The organism is Candidatus Thiodictyon syntrophicum (genome assembly GCF_002813775.1).
Lineage (GTDB): Bacteria > Pseudomonadota > Gammaproteobacteria > Chromatiales > Chromatiaceae > Thiodictyon > Thiodictyon syntrophicum.
Genome location: NZ_CP020370.1, coordinates 6,610,963 through 6,624,516 on the forward strand (window position 1 = coordinate 6,610,963; position 13,554 = coordinate 6,624,516).

Annotated in this window: 14 protein-coding genes; 5 read left to right on the forward strand and 9 right to left on the reverse strand. The window is 66.0% G+C overall.

The features are described from left to right. Window positions 1-51: 51 nt before the first annotated feature. From THSYN_RS28305 to THSYN_RS28330, 6 genes are all read right to left on the reverse strand, one after another. Entirely contained in the window at window positions 52-1,782 is a 1,731-nt protein-coding gene (locus THSYN_RS28305; protein ID WP_100922073.1) for a nickel-dependent hydrogenase large subunit, read from the reverse strand. Further along, entirely contained in the window at window positions 1,779-3,107 is a 1,329-nt protein-coding gene (locus THSYN_RS28310; RefSeq protein WP_100922074.1) for a (Fe-S)-binding protein, read from the reverse strand. Before THSYN_RS28310 ends, THSYN_RS28305 begins: the two co-directional genes overlap by 4 nt. Then, entirely contained in the window at window positions 3,104-3,766 is a 663-nt protein-coding gene (locus tag THSYN_RS28315) for a hypothetical protein (RefSeq protein WP_100922075.1), read from the reverse strand. The genes THSYN_RS28310 and THSYN_RS28315 overlap by 4 nt, the downstream gene beginning before the upstream one ends. Next, window positions 3,763-4,878 carry a hydrogenase small subunit gene (locus tag THSYN_RS28320; protein WP_100922076.1) on the reverse strand — a complete coding sequence of 372 codons (1,116 nt, stop codon included), beginning with the start codon at window positions 4,876-4,878 and terminating at the stop codon, window positions 3,763-3,765. The genes THSYN_RS28315 and THSYN_RS28320 overlap by 4 nt, the downstream gene beginning before the upstream one ends. A 19-nt stretch (window positions 4,879-4,897) precedes the next feature. Further along, a complete protein-coding gene (locus THSYN_RS28325) occupies window positions 4,898-5,335 on the reverse strand; it encodes a hydrogenase expression/formation C-terminal domain-containing protein (protein ID WP_100922077.1) in 438 nt (145 codons plus the stop codon). 257 nt (window positions 5,336-5,592) lie between these two features. After that, complete coding sequence (locus THSYN_RS28330) at window positions 5,593-6,144, reverse strand: HyaD/HybD family hydrogenase maturation endopeptidase (RefSeq protein ID WP_100922078.1); 552 nt, start codon at window positions 6,142-6,144, stop codon at window positions 5,593-5,595. Window positions 6,145-6,430: 286 nt separating this feature from the next. Here THSYN_RS28330 and THSYN_RS28335 point away from each other — a divergent pair, with 286 nt between their 5' ends. Next, window positions 6,431-6,685: a HypC/HybG/HupF family hydrogenase formation chaperone gene (locus tag THSYN_RS28335; RefSeq protein ID WP_100922079.1), complete on the forward strand. Its 255-nt coding sequence runs from the start codon at window positions 6,431-6,433 to the stop codon at window positions 6,683-6,685. A gap of 87 nt (window positions 6,686-6,772) precedes the next feature. On the opposite strand, the gene THSYN_RS28340 is transcribed toward THSYN_RS28335, so the two are convergent. From THSYN_RS28340 to THSYN_RS28350, 3 genes are all read right to left on the reverse strand, one after another. Continuing rightward, window positions 6,773-7,234: a hypothetical protein gene (locus THSYN_RS28340; RefSeq protein WP_100922080.1), complete on the reverse strand. Its 462-nt coding sequence runs from the start codon at window positions 7,232-7,234 to the stop codon at window positions 6,773-6,775. A gap of 113 nt (window positions 7,235-7,347) precedes the next feature. Further along, window positions 7,348-7,731 carry a DUF1640 domain-containing protein gene (locus THSYN_RS28345; RefSeq protein ID WP_100922081.1) on the reverse strand — a complete coding sequence of 128 codons (384 nt, stop codon included), beginning with the start codon at window positions 7,729-7,731 and terminating at the stop codon, window positions 7,348-7,350. 158 nt (window positions 7,732-7,889) lie between these two features. Then, window positions 7,890-9,797, reverse strand: coding sequence for a PHA/PHB synthase family protein (locus THSYN_RS28350; protein ID WP_100922082.1), 1,908 nt, complete (start codon window positions 9,795-9,797; stop codon window positions 7,890-7,892). A 312-nt stretch (window positions 9,798-10,109) separates the two neighbouring features. Between THSYN_RS28350 and THSYN_RS28355 the strand changes: the two genes are divergently transcribed. The 4 genes from THSYN_RS28355 to THSYN_RS28370 all read left to right on the forward strand — a co-directional run bounded on the left by THSYN_RS28355 (window position 10,110) and on the right by THSYN_RS28370 (window position 13,541). Further along, window positions 10,110-11,195 (forward strand): Re/Si-specific NAD(P)(+) transhydrogenase subunit alpha, encoded by a 1,086-nt coding sequence (locus THSYN_RS28355; protein WP_100922083.1) that lies wholly within the window; start codon window positions 10,110-10,112, stop codon window positions 11,193-11,195. Window positions 11,196-11,273: 78 nt separating this feature from the next. Further along, a complete protein-coding gene (locus THSYN_RS28360) occupies window positions 11,274-11,561 on the forward strand; it encodes a proton-translocating transhydrogenase family protein (RefSeq protein WP_100922084.1) in 288 nt (95 codons plus the stop codon). 67 nt (window positions 11,562-11,628) lie between these two features. Then, entirely contained in the window at window positions 11,629-13,023 is a 1,395-nt protein-coding gene (locus tag THSYN_RS28365; RefSeq protein ID WP_100922085.1) for an NAD(P)(+) transhydrogenase (Re/Si-specific) subunit beta, read from the forward strand. Beyond that, on the forward strand, window positions 13,020-13,541 hold the full coding sequence (locus tag THSYN_RS28370; RefSeq protein WP_100922086.1) for a DM13 domain-containing protein: 522 nt from the start codon (window positions 13,020-13,022) through the stop codon (window positions 13,539-13,541). The genes THSYN_RS28365 and THSYN_RS28370 overlap by 4 nt, the downstream gene beginning before the upstream one ends. Window positions 13,542-13,554 lie beyond the last annotated feature (13 nt).

Consider the following 13,554-nt stretch of genomic DNA (forward strand, 5'->3'; position numbering starts at 1 on the left):
GAATCGTTTAGCTTATTAGTCAACCGTTCCGAAGCGCCAGCTTGGTAACGCTCAGACGACCTTCACCTCGATCCGCTCCCCGGTCGAGGGATCGGCCAGGTGCACCGCGCAGGCGATGCAGGGGTCGAACGAGTGAATGGTGCGCAGGATCTCCAGCGGCTGTTTGACGTCGGCCAGTTGGTGATTGTCCGCCAGCGCGGCCTCATAGGCGCCGGGCTGGTTGCTGGGGTCGCGGGGGCCGGCGTTCCAGGTCGAGGGGACCACCGCCTGGTAGTTGTCGATGCGCCCGTCCTTAATGACGATCCAGTGGCCCAGGGCGCCGCGCGGGGCCTCCATGAAGCCGGCGCCGCGCGCCTCCCGCGGCCAGGTGGCGGGGTCCCACAGGGTTTCATTGAAGGTCCGGCCGTCGCCTGACTTGATATTGGCGACGAGTGCGTCGTACCAGCCCTGCATGGCGTCGACCACGATCTTGCTCTCCAGGGTGCGGGCGGCGGTGCGGCCCAGGGTGGAGAAGAGTGCGCGCGGTTCGAGCTTGAGCGTCGATAAAGTCGAATCGACCAGCTCCTTGGTCTGGGCATGGCCCTGGGCATAGAGCATGAGAACGCGCGCCAATGGGCCGACCTCGACCGCGTGACCCTTCCAGCGCGGTGCCTTGAGCCAGGTATAGCCGTCGGTGACATCGAGCTGTTGGTAGGGCGGCTTGACGCCGCCGCGACCGTCGTAGTCGAGCCTGGTCTCACCCTGGTATGGGTGAAGGCCGGTGTCCTTGCCGCCCTTATAGTCGTACCAGGCGTGGGAGACGAATTCCTGGATCTGGGTGTCGTCGTGCAGGTCGACCTCATGGATGGTCGTCAGATCACGATCGAGGATGACCCCGCGCGGGAACAGAAAGGTGGCGGGATCGGCACTGCCGGTGGCGGGCAGGTCCCCAAAGCACATGAAGTTGCCGAGCCCCTCGCCGCGCTGGAACCAGTCCGGATAGAAGCCGGCGATGGCGAGCGTATCCGGGACATAAACCTGGTCGACGAACTGGCGCATGGCGGCGATGACGGACTGCACCTCCGCGAGCTTCTTCGCGTTGATGGCCGAGTCTGAATTCAGGTCGATGGGGCAGGCGACACCGCCCACCACGAAGTTGGGGTGGGGGTTCTTGCCGCCGAAGATGGCCTGCAGCCGTGCCGCGTCGCGCTGCCAGGCCAGTGCCTCCAGATAGTGGGCGACGGCCATCAGGTTGGCCTCGGGCGGCAGTTTGTAGGCCGGGTGGCCCCAATAACCGTTGGCGAAGATGCCGAGCTGACCGGACTCCACAAAGCCCTTGAGCCGCTTTTGGGTGTCGGCGAAATAGCCCGGCGAGGATTTGGACCAACCGCTGATGGATTGGGCAAGGGCGGAGGTCGCCTTGGGGTCGGCGCCGAGCGCGCTCACCAGGTCCACCCAATCGAGCGCGTGCAGGTGATAGAAGTGCATGACGTGGTCATGCACATACTGGGCGCCGATCATCAGGTTGCGGATCAATTGGGCGTTGGTCGGCAGGTCGATCTTGAGCGCATCCTCCACCGAGCGCACCGCGGCCAGGCCATGCACCAGGGTGCAGACGCCGCAGATGCGCTGGGCGAAGGCCCAGGCGTCGCGCGGGTCGCGCCCTTGCAGGATGGTCTCGATGCCGCGCACCATGGTGCCCGAGGACCAGGCCTGCGCGATATTCGCGCCGTCCATCTGGGCCTCGATGCGCAGGTGGCCCTCGATGCGGGTGATGGGGTCGACGACGATACGTTCGCTCATGTTGCGCCCTCTGCTTGTTCGGCCGGCTCGCGCTCAACCAGGTGCTCGGCGATCAGCTCGGTGAGACCCACCACCGGGATGTCCATGTTGAAGTGCTCCAGGCCCTCCTCCAATTGGGTCCGGCAGGTGGCGCACATGGTCACCATCCGCTCGGGCTCCACCTCCTCGATCTGGGCCTTCTTCATCTTGAACGCGGCGAGCTTGAGCGGCTCCGCACGCTCATTGGAGCTGACCCCGCCGCCGGCGCCGCAGCACCATTGGAACCTGCCGTGCTCCTTCAACTCGATGAAGTTCTCGGCCACCAGGTCCATCAGGTTGCGCTGCTGCTGGATGACGCCGCTCTTGCGGGCGAGGTTGCAGGGGTCGTGCAGGGACAGCCGGTCAGTCTCCATCCCCTCGGTCTTGATGCGGCCCGCAGCGCGCAGTTGGTCCAGTACCTCGATGATGTGGAAGGCGTGGAATGGGTAGGGCCGGCCGATCAGGTTCGGCCCCTCCCAGCGGATGGCCGTATAGGCATGACCGCACTCGGGACTGATGACGTTCTTTACCCCAAGGGCCACCGCCGCGTCCACCACCCGCTGCACCAGGAGCGCTGCCACGTCCTTGTTGCCGATCTGGATGCCGGCATTGGTCGCCTCGAAGCACTGGGTACTGAGCGTCCAACTGACCCCGGCGTGGTCGAAGATGCGGGTGATGGCCTCCAGGTATTCGGGGAAGTTGATGACCTCCATGGAGGAGAGCATCACCAGATAGTCCACCCCCGCCTGATCCACCGGCACCGTGAGTCCCGTGCTGGTCTCGATATGATTGATCTGGACCTGGAGCGTCTTCCATTGGAGCCCCATGGGGCTGCCGGTCTGCACCGCCCGGACCGAGGCACCGATCAGCCCCTCCGGTGCATGGCCGGAGGCGACCATGCCCTCGCGTGTCTTGCGCACCATGGCCTGGATGTCGTTGCCCACCGGGCACACCAGCGAGCAGCGGCCACACATGGAACAGGAGTCATAGATCAACTCTTCCCATTCGGACAACATCTCGTCCGTGACCTGCTTATTGAGACCCAAGAACCCCTTGAGCCGCCCCAGCAGGGTGAACTCCGCCGCCCAGATGAGGCGCAGGGGCTCGAGCTTCAGGATCGGCGTGTACTTGGGGTCCCCGGTTTCCAGGTAGAAGGGACAGGACTGGGCACAGACCCCGCAATGCACGCAACTTGAGAAGAAGGCGGCCACGGGCCCGTCGATCTCGGCCCGGAAGGCGGCCAGGCCGCGCTCCAGGGTGAAGGGGCTCGATTCCGGGCTGCCAGTTGAACTCGGCGTTGCGCTCATGACTCGACTCCCCGGCGGCCGAAGCTGGCCCCGTTGTACCAGCGCGCGATGAACGCGGTGAAGATGTGGGTGAGCTTGGTGAAGGGCAGGACGATGAGAAAGACCTCGGCGCTCAGGATGTGCAGCCCTAATGCCAGCGGATAGGGGTTGATGATCCGGTTATAGGCGAGATAGCCGGAGAGGACCACCAGAAAGACCAGGGTCCAGACCAGATAGTCCTCAAGGGTGCTGATGCGCCGCTTCACCGGGTGGGTGCGGCGATGCACCAGGGTCGCCACCAGGGCGACCAGGGTCACGGCGGTCACGAGATCCACCACCGGATTGGGCAGCCCCGGCCAGGAGATGCCGAGCAGGCTCTTGATCAATGCGATGTGGGGGATGAAGAACAGCAGGGTGACGATGAAACCCAGATGCCAGAGCCAGCCCACCACCACATTGAAGGGTGCCCGCTTGAAGGTGCCCGGGTCCGGCACGGAGCGGGTGAGAACGGTGCGCAGCCCCGGCAGCCATTGGCCGCCGCGCGCCTCGCTGTAGTTCGGCCGCCGCCCGTTGATCAGGATCTCCAGGAGGCGGGCGGCCATTCCCAGGGCGAAGACGGTGATCGCAAGGTCGAACAGCGGGCCCTTGGTGAGCAGCAGAAAGTCCATCGGGTCGCTCATAGCTTCTGCTCCAGTTCTTCGACGGTGACTGGTTGACGAACGGCCGCCTCCGCCTTGACCCGGCCCCGCGCGCTGGTCGCGACGACACCGCCGACGACGGCGCCGAGCGCGCCGGCCGCGAGCAGATAGTCCTGGGCGGGACCGGTGGGCACCGACAGCGGCACATAGAAGCCCCCGGCGTCCCAGAAGCGGGGTTCGGCGCAGCCGAGACATGGGTGCCCGGCCTCGATCGGCCAACTGGTGCCCGAATTCCAGCGCATGGTGGCGCAGGCGTTGTAGGTGCTGGGGCCCTTGCAGCCGAGCCGGTACAGGCACCAGCCCGCGCGCGCGCCCGCGTCGTCGAAGGTCTCGGCGAACAGGCCCTTGTCATAGAAGGGGCGGCGATAGCAGCGGTCGTGGATCGACTGGCCGAAGAAGGCCAGGGGCCGGTGATATTCATCCAACTCGGGCAGGCGCCCGAAGGTCAGGAAATGGGCGAGGACGCCGGTGATGACCATGGGCACCGGCGGGCAGCCGGAGACATTGACGACGGGTCTGTCCTTCACCAGATCCATGACCGAGACCGCCCCGGTCGGGTTGGGGGCGGCGGCCGGCAGACCGCCGAAGGCCGCGCAGGTGCCGACCGCGATCACCGCCGCGGCGCCCTCCACCGCCTCCATCAGCATGGCATAGTTGCTGACCCCGGCGATGGTGGAATAGCCCGGATTGGCGTCCGGACCCGGGAGCGACCCATCGACGATCAACAGATAGTTGCCGTGGTTATCGCGCATGGCCTGCTCGCGGGCGGCCTCGGCCGCCTCCCCGGCCGCGGCCTGGAGGGTGTGGTGATAGTCGAGCGAGATGAGATCCAGGATCAGGTCCTCGACGGTCGGCGCATGGCTGCGCGTCAGGGACTCGGTGCACCCGGTGCACTCCTGGAAGGACAGCCAGATCACGCTGGGGCGCCGCGCCCGCTCCAGGGCCGCGGCAATGGCCGGGATCATGGCGGGCGGCAGGGCCATCATGGAGGCCGTGGCGGCGCAGAACTTCAGGAAGCCGCGGCGCGAGACGCCGTGCTCGCGCAGGCGCTCGGCCAGGCCCTTCTCAAGCGGATTCTTCTCAAAGACCCTCATGGTCGCTCCTGTAAGGATGTCAGGATAGCGGGTGCGAGCCGCCCGGTGTCGCCGTGCTCAGGCGGGTGTCGAGCGTGGCGACGGCGGTGTCGAGTTCCCGGCACTGGGTGCGCAGGATCGCGGGGATACAGGTCACTTCCAGATGCAGGGCCAGGCGTTGGCCCTCGGCATTGCGGTAATCCACGAGCCAAACCCCGGGGATGGCGGTCTCCTGGACGCTGGTCGGACCCAGGGCCTCGATGGTGGCGAGGACCTCCCCGGTGCCGAGCAGGGCGGTGAGCCAGGCCTCGTCCCCCGCGCCGAACGGCAGCGCGTGCAGATCGATCCGGGTCGCCTCGCCGGTACTGATCAGGCGCTCCAGGGCGTGGCGGACCTCATGCAGGATGGCGAGCGCATTGCCATGACAGGCGTCGCCGTCCGCCGCGACGCGCACTGGGATGCTGGACAACCCGGACATGGCTTGTGCCTCTTGACATGGTTGGTTGATTTCGGATGCCGCGACCCGCGGGGGATAAAACGCCGACCAGTAAAGTTAGCAGTTTAGCAAAGGCCGAAATACTCTGTTGCGCGTGTCGGGCCAGCGTTCCAGTCGCCAGCGAGGAACTGGACAGGATTAACAGGATTTTTCAGGATTAACCGGATAATAACAATGCGATTGTAGTCATCGGCACGTCCCGAAACCTTGTTAATCCTGCGCAATCCTGTTGATCTTGTCTATGTGCGACCATCCGATACGGTTGTCGATGCTTGGTTTGTGGCCCGTGACTGGTCGGTCTCAGGCAAAGCCTCGCAATCCTGGGTGTCCCACACCCCGAGCAGTTCCTGCACCCGAGCCATAGCGACCGGGACCGCCGCGGCCACGGCCGGGGTGAGACCGTCGCCCCAGTCGATAACGGCGGGCTCGATACCGATCAGGGCGCGCCGCTCGGGCAGGCGGCCGGTGAGGCGCACCATGTCCATCAGGTCGGCAAGGCTCACCTCGTGCACGCTCTTGGCGGGCAGGCTCACCTGGCGGTCCATCGCCTCACCCTCGAAAACCCGCACGCTCCCCGGGGCCTCCCCCAGGGCCGCGGCGTCCACCACGATCAGGCGCTCACACTCCTCGATCGGCATCGCCAGCGTAAAGCTCAGGGTCCCGCCATCGAGGAACAGCAGGAGCGCGGCCGGGTCAGTCTCGGACTCGAGGCGCCGCACCACGACAGGTCCCACGGCCTCGTCGGTCATGAGGGTGTTGCCGAGGCCGAGGATCAGGGTTTTCCGGGTCATAGGGTGGTCCACTTTTTTTGTCCTCAATCCGGCAGTTGGTCACGCCAAAGCCGTCACTGCCATTAAGTTGAGGCGCACTCGCCGACCGGGTCGCCTCTACCTGGAGTCCAAGGCTTCAGCCTTGGCGCGCTCCAAGGCTGAAGCCTTGGACTCCAGGCGCTTAGGCTGCGGCGCTTGACTTAACGGCAGTGAGGCGAAGCCGTGCGGAGAATTCGCCGACACCTTGCCCCGAGCGGCCCCAAGGCTTAGCCTGTGTCGATCATCCCAGTTTCGGAGTCCGCCTACCGTGTGTCTCGGCATCCCGATGCAGATCCAATCCATCGACGGCTTCGTCGCCCAGTGCACCGCCAAGGGTGCGCAGCGCGAGGCCAATCTCTTCATGCTCCAGCACGAGCCGCCGGCCGTCGGTGACTATGTGGTCATCCATCTGGGCTACGCCGTGAACCGCATCAGCGAGGAGGACGCCGCGGCCGCCTGGGAGGTCTACGACGAGATGCTGGCCGCCGACGATGCGTCCGCGCTACTGCGTCTGCCCGTGTAGGGTCCGCTGTGCGGACCAAGGACCTCGCAGGACGAAATCACTCTGGTTGCCATCGCGTCTTTCGCGGCGCGACGCCCACATCCAGCATCAACCCAGCGCGAAAAACGCGTTAGCGATGGCATACTGACGCTCCGCCTCGCTCACCTGCGCCACCTCCTCGGACTCCATCATCGCGCAGTTGACCGCCATGCGCGCCTGGACCGCGGCCTTCCAGGCCGGATTCTGGCGCTCGGCCAGTTGCGCCTCGGGGGTCAGGGCCGCGGCGACGGCGGCGGCGACGAAGTGATCGGCCTGGGCCAGCCAATCCGTGTCCTTGCCGCAGTCCGTGTAGGTCCGCGTCGCGTAGCCCTTGGCCGCCCGGTAGGCGTCCTCCAGTTCCCCCGGGGCCGCGTCCGCGCGCAGCGCCGTCTCGATGGCCCGCCTGACGCGCTCGTCGCCCAAAAGCGACGCGACACCTTGGGCGAAGCGGGCGCCGAGCAGCCGCTGCCGCTGCGGGTCGAGCGCCTTGACGGCTTCACGCAGTTCCTGATCGTTCTGAATCTTCGGCATGGTGTGCTCCTCGAACCGGCGGGTGACAGATCGGGCTGGGGGACGGCTGGAGACCGCCCCGGATCGTCTCTTAGTATATCAGCAACTGCCGATGCAACCCGCGTTGACCTGGCCTACAACAGCTTGACCAGTGCCGCCAGGGCGCCGACCTGGGCGAACATGAGCGGGATGAGCCACATCAGCAGGGTGTTGCGGCTGCGTTCGATCGCGGTCGTGACCTCACCGCGTAATTGCTCAATCTCTTTGCGCAGTCGCAGTTCCGTCTCGCGCTGTTCGCCGCGCAACTGCTCGATCTGCAAGCTGAGGTCCGCGCGCACTTGCATGATCTCTTGCTGGAGGCGCAACTCGGTCTCGCGCAACTGCTGGTGGGTTACCAAGTCCGGCAAGTGCGGATAGCGCTCTTCCAGACGCTCGAAGGCGGCGGCGATCAGGCGCGCCCGCGCCCGCTCGTCCGGCGCGCTGGCGAGGGCTTCATAAAGTTCGACTACAGAGCCCATGGGGTTGCTCCCTCCGGGGATACGGGGTTGGTCCGGCTACAGTGTACCCCAGACGTCATGGCCGACACGTCGGAGTCCCGGGTCTTGGCCCTGTACATCCAAGGCTGAAGCCTTGGACTCCGGTCCGAGGCGGCCGGAACGATGATCGAGGCCGGGTTCTATTTGCGCAAGACATAGGTCCCGGGCGCGGCGCAGAGCGGGCTTAGCCCCTTCTCCGGCGCGCCCAGCGCGGGCGGCGGCACCTGCTGCGCGGCCGAATACCGCACCAGCCACGCCTCCCAGACCGGCCACCAGGAGCCGCTCTGCCTGGGCGTCGTCGCCTGCCAGGTGTCGGGATCGACATAGCGATCCGCATCGGTACGCGACGCCACCTGGTAACTGCGTCGGGCATGACCCGGCTCGCTGACGATACCAGCGTTGTGACCGCCGCTGGTGAGCAGAAAGGTGACCTCCTCGGCATCGGCCAGCAGGTTGATCTTATAGACGGAACGCCAGGGGGCGACGTGGTCCTTTTCGGTCGCGACCGCGAAGATCGAGGCCTGGATATCGGTGATGGCGATGGGACGGTCATCGACCCGGTAATGGCCGGTCGCCAGTTCGTTGCGCAGGAAGAGCTGACGCAGGTACTGCGAGTGCATCCGAAACGGCAGCCGGGTCGGATCGGCATTCCAGGCCATCAGGTCGTTCTGCGATTGACGCCGGCCCAGCAGATAGTCATGGATCAGCCGCGACCAGATCAGATCATTGGAGCGCAGCAACTGGAAGGCGCCCGCCATCTGGTCGGCGCCCAGATAGCCTTGCTCCGACATCACGTCTTCGAGAAAGGCGACCTGATTCTCATTGATGAACAACAGCAATTCACCGGCCTCGGTGAAATCGGTCTGGGCCGCGAGCAGGGTGACCGTTTTGAGGCGCTGATCGTTGTCGCGGGCCATGGCCGCGGCGGCGATGGTCAGCAGGGTCCCGCCCAGGCAATAGCCGACGGCGTGGACCGCGGTGCCCGGCCGGATTGCTGAGATCGCATCCAGCGCCGCCATCACCCCCTCGCGCCGGTAATCCGCAAGCCCCAGGTCGCGGTCCTCGGCGCCCGGATTCAGCCAGGAGATGGTGAACACCGTGTGCCCCTGCTCCACCAGATAGCGGATCAGCGAGTTGTGCGGCGACAGATCGAGGATATAGTATTTCATGATCCAGGCGGGCACGATAAGGATCGGCTCGGCATAGACCAGCGGCGTGACCGGCTGGTACTGAATCAACTCGATCAGCGCGTTACGGAAGATGACCTGGCCGGGCGTGACCGCTACATCGCGGCCGACCACAAAGGTGTCGCTCGACGCATCGCGCGGTTCAGCGCCACTGCGGCTTTGCATATCGGCCAGGAAATTAGTCCACCCACGGACCAGATTCTGCCCGCCCTCCGCCATGGTCGCCTTGAGTATCTCGGGATTGGTGAGCGGCGAGTTCGACGGCGAAAACATGTCCAGAATCTGCCGGGTCACGAATGACACGATCGCCTCATTGCGCTCATCGACCCCGCGATTATGGGTGGTGGCGTTGTGCCACCACTGTTGGGTCAGCAGGAACGACTGATAGATCAGGTTATAGGGCCACTGCTGCCAACCCTCACCGGCAAACCGATGGTCCTGGGGCAGGGGTGCGATGCAGGGCGCCGCCGCCTGGCCTTGCAGCGACTGACCCGCATACACCGCCAGCCGAACCAGCTTGCGGACCGCCTTTTCGGTCAACAGCGCCTGCTTACCCGGCGCCAGCCCCAGATGCAGCAGCCAATCGGAATAGGCCATGGCCAGCACCGTCGGGGAGATGCCCCCGGTAGCGCGCGCCAGATTGGCGTTGACCATCCGGTCGATGGTTTCGGGGACCTGACTACCGAGCAACGAGCGCGCAATGGCATCGACCCGATAGGCCGCCGACGCTTGGCCGCCCGCCCCTGCTGCCGCCGCAAGCGCCGGCCCGGCAGGACGCGGTACGTGCACCGCCGTGGGTGGCGGGACGACCGGGGCGCCCGTGCCGGGGTTCGTCGGGCGGGGCTCATTGGGGTCTGGCATGAGGGTACACCTGTGGCTGGCGGACGATACTGTTTCCAGGGGCCACGCGAGAGCAGCAGCACCTGGTGGAGACGCTGATCGGGCTTGAACTGCGACGACACCCCAAGCATAGCGCATCTGGGGTCGGCCTCGGCCGCGGTCCCGCTCAAGGGGCGGACCGGCCCTCGCCGCCGAGGTCCAGGGGTAAAGCGCGCCGCAGGCCTTTGCTCTGCGAGAAGTTGCCACCATTGACCCGGGACATGATAATGATCCAATCTTGCCGCCCTTGGGCGGCCACCACAACCCAACCACACCAACAGGAAAAATAACAGCATGAAGATCGGGGTTTCCCTGGAGACTCGGCCGGGAGAGGCGCGTGTCGCCTCCACGCCTGAGGTGGTAAAGAAGTTCGCGGCCAAGGGCTTCGAGGTGCTCGTCGAACGCGGCGCCGGCGTGCGGGCCGGTTACCCGGACACCGAGTACGAGGCGGCCGGTGCCCGCGTGACGGACCGGGCCGGCGCCTACGACACGGACCTGCTGCTCAAGGTGCGCCGCCCGGACGCCGCGGACGTGGCGGACATGCGCGCGGGTGGGATCTATATCGGGCTCATGGAGGGCTGCGGCGAGGACGAGATGGTCGCCGCCATGCGGGCCAAGGGCATCCGGGTGCTGGCCATGGAGCGGATGCCCCGTACCTCGCGCGCCCAGTCGATGGACGTGCTGTCCTCGCAGGCCAATATCGCCGGTTACCGGGCGGTGATCGAGGCGGCCGCCCGCTATGGGCGCTTCTTCCCGATGATGATGACCTCCGCCGGGTCGGCCAAGCCCGCCCGGCTGGTGGTGCTGGGGGCCGGGGTCGCGGGGCTCCAGGCGATCGCGACCGCCCGCCGGCTGGGGGCCGAGGTCTTCGGCTACGACGTGCGCCCCGAGACCCGCGAGCAGATCCTCTCGCTCGGCGCCAAGCCGATCGACCTGGATCTCGGTGAGACCGGCTCAGGCGAAGGCGGCTACGCCAAGGAACTGTCCGCCGAGGCCAAGGCGCGCCAGCAGGCGGCCCTGGCCGATCAGCTCGCCCGCGCCCATGTCATCATCACCACCGCCCAGATCCCCTGTCGGCCGGCGCCGGTGCTGGTCACGGAGGCGGTTGTCCAGCGCCTGCGCCCGGGCTCGGTGATCGTGGACCTGGCGGCGGGCAGCGGCGGCAACTGCCCCCTGACGGTCCCGGACCAGGTGGTCGAGCGCCATGGGGTCGTGATCGTCGGTCACACCAATTACCCGTCCATGGTCGCCGCCGATGCCAGCGCCTTCTATGCCAAGAACCTGGCCAACCTGATCGAGATCATGGTCGACAAGGGCGACGCCGGACCTGTCCTCAAGGACCTGATGCAGGACGACATCACGGCGGCGATGCTGGGCTAGGGTGTGCCGCGCGCACCGCAATCACCTCGAATCCTCAACCCGACGGCGCGCCAGGCGCGCTCTAAGGAAACCACTGCCATGTCTGAATCCTTGCTCGCACTCTATGTCTTTGTCCTGGCCTGTTTCATCGGCTATTACGTGATCTGGGGCGTCACGCCCTCTCTGCATACGCCGCTGGTGGCCCTGACCAATGCCATCTCCGGTATCGTCGTGGTCGGTGCGCTGCTGGTCGCCGGGTTCGAGCAGGCCGGGACCGGCGCCTCGGTGCTCGGCTTCATCGCCGTGCTGCTCGCCTCCATCAACGTCTTCGGCGGCTTCCTGGTGACCCACCGGATGCTCTCGATGTTCAAGAAGAAGCCCCGGTAGGAGCGCCGCTCCCGACGGTATCCACCGCCCTGTTGCCACCCGGCGCTCACCACTGTAAGGAACATCAATGGAACTTTCGGTCAATACCCAGGCCGTGGCCTATCTGGCCTCCGCCATCCTCTTCATCCTTGCCCTCAAGGGCCTGACCCATCCCGCCACGGCCCGCCGCGGCAATTTCTATGGCATCATCGGCATGGTCATCGCCGTGACCGCCACCCTGTTCGGTCACGAGGTCCAGGCCTATGGCCTGATCGCCGCCGGCGTGGCGATCGGGGCGGTGATCGGTGTCATCCTCGCCATGCGCATCCAGATGACCGCCATGCCGCAATTGGTGGCGGCCCTGCACAGCTTCGTCGGTATGGCGGCGGTGCTGGTGGCTATCGGTACCTTCTTCATTACCGGGCACCCGGGCGCGGTGATGATGGGGGAACTGTCGGCCGGCATCATCATCGGCGCCATCACCTGTACCGGCTCGGTGATCGCCTTCGGCAAGCTCCAGGGCCTGCTGAGTGGCGCACCGGTCAAGTTCGCCGGTCAGCACCTCCTGAACGCACTGCTCGGCATCGCCACCCTCGGGCTGGGCGTCTACTTCGCCATGACCGGGTCCGTGTGGGCGCTCGCCATCATGACACTCTTGGCCTTCGTCATCGGCGTCACCCTGATCATCCCCATCGGCGGAGCCGACATGCCGGTCGTCATCTCCATGCTCAACAGCTATTCCGGCTGGGCGGCGGCGGCCACCGGCTTTACCCTGCATAACAACCTGTTGATCATCGTCGGCGCCCTGGTCGGGTTCTCCGGCGCCATCCTCTCCTACATCATGTGCAAGGCCATGAACCGCTCGATCATCAACGTGGTCTTCGGCGGCTTCGGCTCCGGTGACGAGACCGGCGACCCGAGTGCCGGGGCCCTGGCGGCCAGCCGCGGGGTCAAGTCGTCCTCGGTGGAGGACGCGGTCTATTGGATGGAGGACGCGAACAAGGTCATCATCATCCCCGGCTACGGCATGGCCGTGGCGCAGGCGCAGCACTCCTGCAAGGAACTGATGGAACTGCTGGAGGCGCGCGGGGTCGAGGTCAAGTTCGCCATCCACCCGGTGGCGGGCCGGATGCCCGGTCACATGAACGTGCTGCTGGCGGAGGCCGATATCCCCTATGACCGCGTGCTGGAGATGGACGAGATCAATCCGGAGTTCCCGGGCTGCGATGTGGCCCTGGTGGTGGGCGCCAACGACGTGGTGAACCCGGCCGCCAAGGAGGACAAGACGAGCCCCATCTACGGCATGCCGATCCTGGAGGCGGGCAAGGCGCGGCAGGTCTTCTTCCTCAAACGCTCCATGCGTCCGGGTTATTCCGGGGTGGACAATCTGCTCTTTTATAAGGAGAACACCTCGCTCGTCTTCGGCGACGCCAAGGACACCATCGAGGGCATGGCGAATGCGCTGAAGGGTTCTGCCCATTGAACCGGTACGCGCCGCGCGGTCCGGCGCCGGACCCCGCGGCGCCCCGCTACCTGCTGATCGGTCTCCTGATCGGCGCGGGCTTAGGAGGGGTGGGCGGGTTCTTCGCCTACCCCTTCGTGGCCGCGCGCAACTCGGGTCATACGGCGGTCGCCGCCGTCGACCAGGGCGGGGTCCTCAGGGCCGCCGGGCGCTTCACCCAGGCCGACCCCGCCGACCGTATCCACTACGGCGGCGGGGTCGTATCCGTCTATGACAACCGGGTCGAACTGGGCGAGGACTTCGCGGTGGGGCCCGGACCCAAGTATCACCTCTATCTGGTGCCGCAGCGGGGCATCGACCCGGACACCCGGGTAGAAGAGACGATGTTCGTCGACCTGGGCCCACTCAAGTCATTCAGCGGCGCCCAGACCTACGCGGTACCGGCGGGGGTCGCGGTGGGGGATTACGGCTCGGTCGTGGTGTGGTGCGAACAGTTCAATACGCTCATCTCACCGGCGGAGCTATCCGCCAATCAGTAGGAAAATAGATTTA

Bases quoted from the DNA above. Each gene is read 5' to 3' on its own strand.
- THSYN_RS28315 (WP_100922075.1), bottom strand. From the start codon at position 3,766: ATGAGCGACCCGATGGACTTTCTGCTGCTCACCAAGGGCCCGCTGTTC.
- THSYN_RS28345 (WP_100922081.1), bottom strand. From the start codon at position 7,731: ATGGGCTCTGTAGTCGAACTTTATGAAGCCCTCGCCAGCGCGCCGGAC.
- THSYN_RS28330 (WP_100922078.1), bottom strand. From the start codon at position 6,144: ATGACCCGGAAAACCCTGATCCTCGGCCTCGGCAACACCCTCATGACC.
- THSYN_RS28340 (WP_100922080.1), bottom strand. From the start codon at position 7,234: ATGCCGAAGATTCAGAACGATCAGGAACTGCGTGAAGCCGTCAAGGCG.
- THSYN_RS28360 (WP_100922084.1), top strand. From the start codon at position 11,274: ATGTCTGAATCCTTGCTCGCACTCTATGTCTTTGTCCTGGCCTGTTTC.
- THSYN_RS28320 (WP_100922076.1), bottom strand. From the start codon at position 4,878: ATGAGGGTCTTTGAGAAGAATCCGCTTGAGAAGGGCCTGGCCGAGCGC.
- THSYN_RS28365 (WP_100922085.1), top strand. From the start codon at position 11,629: ATGGAACTTTCGGTCAATACCCAGGCCGTGGCCTATCTGGCCTCCGCC.
- THSYN_RS28350 (WP_100922082.1), bottom strand. From the start codon at position 9,797: ATGCCAGACCCCAATGAGCCCCGCCCGACGAACCCCGGCACGGGCGCC.
- THSYN_RS28310 (WP_100922074.1), bottom strand. From the start codon at position 3,107: ATGAGCGCAACGCCGAGTTCAACTGGCAGCCCGGAATCGAGCCCCTTC.
- THSYN_RS28305 (WP_100922073.1), bottom strand. From the start codon at position 1,782: ATGAGCGAACGTATCGTCGTCGACCCCATCACCCGCATCGAGGGCCAC.
- THSYN_RS28325 (WP_100922077.1), bottom strand. From the start codon at position 5,335: ATGTCCGGGTTGTCCAGCATCCCAGTGCGCGTCGCGGCGGACGGCGAC.
- THSYN_RS28355 (WP_100922083.1), top strand. From the start codon at position 10,110: ATGAAGATCGGGGTTTCCCTGGAGACTCGGCCGGGAGAGGCGCGTGTC.